Source organism: Mesorhizobium sp. M7A.F.Ca.CA.003.01.2.1, assembly GCF_003998945.1.
GTDB classification, from domain to species: domain Bacteria; phylum Pseudomonadota; class Alphaproteobacteria; order Rhizobiales; family Rhizobiaceae; genus Mesorhizobium; species Mesorhizobium ciceri.
Map to the genome: position 1 here is coordinate 1 of NZ_RZRA01000697.1, position 3,117 is coordinate 3,117.

Sequence of the window (3,117 nt, forward strand, 5' to 3'; positions counted from 1 at the left end):
CATCGGCAATCCGCCCGTTACAGCCGGCCTTGCAGATAGGGTCCGAGCGTGATCAGCGCCACTGCGGCGATCGCCAGCATGATGCCGGTCGCCTGCAGCGCGTTGACGCGCTCGCCGAAGAAGACCAGTGCCACGACGTTCACCGAGACCAGCTGGATGACGGCAGACAGGCTGAACGACACCGACATGCCGAATTCGCGGATCAGCCGCAGCATGATCAGATTGCCCAGCGAATAGAGCGCCAGCGTCAGCGCGATCTTGCCAAGGCTCGGCGCCAGGCCCCATTGCTTGGCGGCTGTCGCCGCCAGCAGGAAAATGACCGTTGAAAAGCCGAGCTGCAGCAGTCCCGAAAAACTCAACGTTCCGCCCCCCTCTCGAAGCGGCTCCCGCCGCATGTGTCGCGGACGTTGTTTCCGAAGCGCGCCGGGACGTCAAGCGCTCGACCAAACGAAGCTCTTGGCAATGGCAAGACGGAGGCTCAATGTACCGACATCGTCCAGCCATTCGATTGAAGGGCGGTCAGGGGTTCATGATTCGTATTCTGCAGAACTTGACGCGACGCTGGAGCGAACTCTCTCTTGCCTTGCAATTCGTCGTTGCCGGCGGTTTTGGCCTGCTGGCCGTCATGCTGGTGGTGGGCGCCTGGGTGACGGCGCAGATCAGAGAGGGCGTCATCCGCAATTCGGCCGCCACGACGGCGCTCTATGTCGACAGCGTGATTGCGCCGCTGCTTCCCGACTTGCGCAAGGAGCAGGAGCTCAGCGATTCCGTCAAGCAGGCGCTGGACGAGACGCTTGGCCAGGGCGCGCTCGGCAAGCGCCTCGAATCGTTCATGCTCTGGCGCCGCGACGGGACGGTCCTCTATGCCAAGGAGACGGCCCTGATCGGCCGCCGCTTCGCTCCGAGCGACAATCTGCGTTCCGCTTTCCAAGGCAATGTCGTCGCTGAATTCAATACTTTCGATGAGGATGAGAGCGAGGAGAAGGCGACCGGCTTGCCATTGCTGGAGATCTACAATCCCGTGCGCGAGCCCTGGTCGGGCGAGGTGGTGGCGGTTACCGAGTTCTATGAGATCGCCGACGATTTCCAGGCCACCCTGGCTTCCGCTCTGTGGTCGAGCTGGCTGATCGTGGCCGGCGCGACCCTGGCGGCATTCCTGCTCCTGTCGGGCATCGTCCTGCGCGGCAGCCGCACCATCGACGACCAGCGTGGGGCGCTGCGCCGCCAGGTGTCGGAACTGCAGGGTCTGGTGGCGCAAAACAGTGCCTTGCGACTGCGCGTGCAACAGGCCTCGCGCCGCGCCACCGCGCTCAACGAAAGATATCTGCGCCGCATCGGCGCCGACCTGCATGACGGCCCGGCCCAACTCGTGGCCCTGGCGGCGCTGCGCATGGACAGCCCGATATTTTCCAGCGATGGCCATTCGGGCGCAAGCCGCTCGACCGAGGTCACGATGATTCGCAAGACGCTGGAGGATGCGATGCGCGAAAGACGCGGCAGCTGCACCGGCCTTGTCCTGCCGCAGATCGAGACGGCTGCCGCAACCGACATTCTGCGGCTGGCCGTCAAGGAACACGAACAGAGGACGGGAACGTCGGTGACGCTGACGCTGGCCGGACAGTTGCCTGAACCCGGCGCCTCCGAGAAGATCAGCATCTATCGTTTCGTCCAGGAAGGGCTGAACAATGCCTATCACCACGGGCTAGGCAAGGATCAGGCGGTGAGTGCCGGGATGAAAGGTGGCAGGCTTTTTGTCGAAGTGTCGGACCGCGGGCCGGGTTTCGATCCGACGGCACGGGTCGAGGGCCTCGGGCTCGCCGGCCTCAGGGAACGGGTCGAAAGCATTGGCGGACAGTTCGAAACCTTGACCGGGCCGCAAGGTACGCGTTTGGTGATCCGTCTGTCGGTCGAGGAGCAAGCATGACTGGGACCATTCGCATTGCCATTGTCGACGATCATCCCCTCTTTCGCGAAGGTGTGACGCGCAGCCTGTCGGAGATCGGAGGCTTCGAGATGGTTGGCGAGGGCGCCACGGCGCAGGATGCCGAACGCCTCGCCGCGACGATGCGGCCCGACATCTTGCTGCTCGACATCTCGATGCCGGGCGGCGGGCTGAGCGCGGTCGCAAGCATCCTCGCCAACCATCCCGCCCAGAAGATCGTCATGCTGACCGTCTCGGAGGCCAATGCCGATGTGACCAAGGCGCTGAACGCAGGGGTGAATGGCTATGTCCTCAAAGGCGTCGGATCGCGCGGCCTCGCCGACATCCTGCGCAATGTCGCAGCCGGCGAAAGCTATCTCTCGCCGACACTATCGGCCCGGCTGCTTTCGGATCTCCAGTCCCAGCAGCCGACCGACGGCTTGGCGGAACGGCTGCGGCAGCTCACCGATCGGCAAACGGAAATCCTGCGGCTGGTGGCGGAGGGGCTGAGCAACAAGGAAGTCGCCTTGCGGCTTGAGTTGCAGGAGAAGACCGTCAAACATCACATGACCGGAGTGCTGTCGAAGCTCAATGTGCGAAATCGCACCGAAGCGGCCTTGATGATGCGTGAGTGGCGCGACCGCGACAGGCCTTCCTAAAGCATTTCACCGTTTCACGGAAACGGCGAGCTGCTCTAACTCTGTGACGCAATTCCCAAGGGAACGGGAAAACCGCTTCACACTTTTTCTAGAATTGCTCTGGGCAGGTCCGAAGAAATGCGCAGCGGTTTCCCGTCCCGGATTGCGCAAAAGCGCGTCGCGCCTCGGGACCGCAGCCATTGCGGTGCCGAAAACCGGGACGACGCCGGCCGGAAACGAGGTCACCTCCGCCGGGGGGCGGCGGAGGTGACGTGCAAAGCTGACCGTTGCCTGTTGGCCAGCTTCACAAGGCCTTGAGACGATTGGCATCGGCCGGCGTGGCCTGGCGGTCGATGATCGTGCGACCGAGAGCGTCCTTCATGCTGAAACGACCGTTCTCGAGCTTTTCCGTTATGCCGTCGGGATGCCTGACTGTGATCTTGTTGCCGGTCACGTCGACCTTGTCACCGGTCTTTGCATTGACATGGCTCCCGCTCTTACCCTGACTGGATCCTGATTTGCCGTTGTTGCCACTGTTGCCGCTGTTGCCGTTATTCC

3 protein-coding genes and 1 pseudogene are annotated in these 3,117 nt (G+C 63.0%); 2 read left to right on the forward strand and 2 right to left on the reverse strand.

All coding sequences use genetic code 11. From position 1 onward, the window contains the following. Positions 1–17: 17 nt before the first annotated feature. Positions 18–359, reverse strand: coding sequence for a hypothetical protein (locus EN969_RS23880; protein ID WP_013528672.1), 342 nt, complete (start codon positions 357–359; stop codon positions 18–20). Between the two features lie 170 nt (positions 360–529). Between EN969_RS23880 and EN969_RS23885 the strand changes: the two genes are divergently transcribed. Further along, entirely contained in the window at positions 530–1,924 is a 1,395-nt protein-coding gene (locus EN969_RS23885) for a sensor histidine kinase (RefSeq protein WP_127419449.1), read from the forward strand. Further along, positions 1,921–2,580, forward strand: coding sequence for a response regulator transcription factor (locus tag EN969_RS23890; RefSeq protein ID WP_013528674.1), 660 nt, complete (start codon positions 1,921–1,923; stop codon positions 2,578–2,580). Before EN969_RS23885 ends, EN969_RS23890 begins: the two co-directional genes overlap by 4 nt. 283 nt (positions 2,581–2,863) lie before the next feature. Here EN969_RS23890 and EN969_RS23895 read toward each other — a convergent pair. After that, positions 2,864–3,117 (reverse strand): annotated as a pseudogene (locus EN969_RS23895) (hypothetical protein); the annotation flags it as partial.

Excerpts from the sequence above, each read along its gene's own strand:
- EN969_RS23885 (WP_127419449.1), top strand. The coding sequence starts at position 530 with ATGATTCGTATTCTGCAGAACTTGACGCGACGCTGGAGCGAACTCTCT.
- EN969_RS23890 (WP_013528674.1), top strand. The coding sequence starts at position 1,921 with ATGACTGGGACCATTCGCATTGCCATTGTCGACGATCATCCCCTCTTT.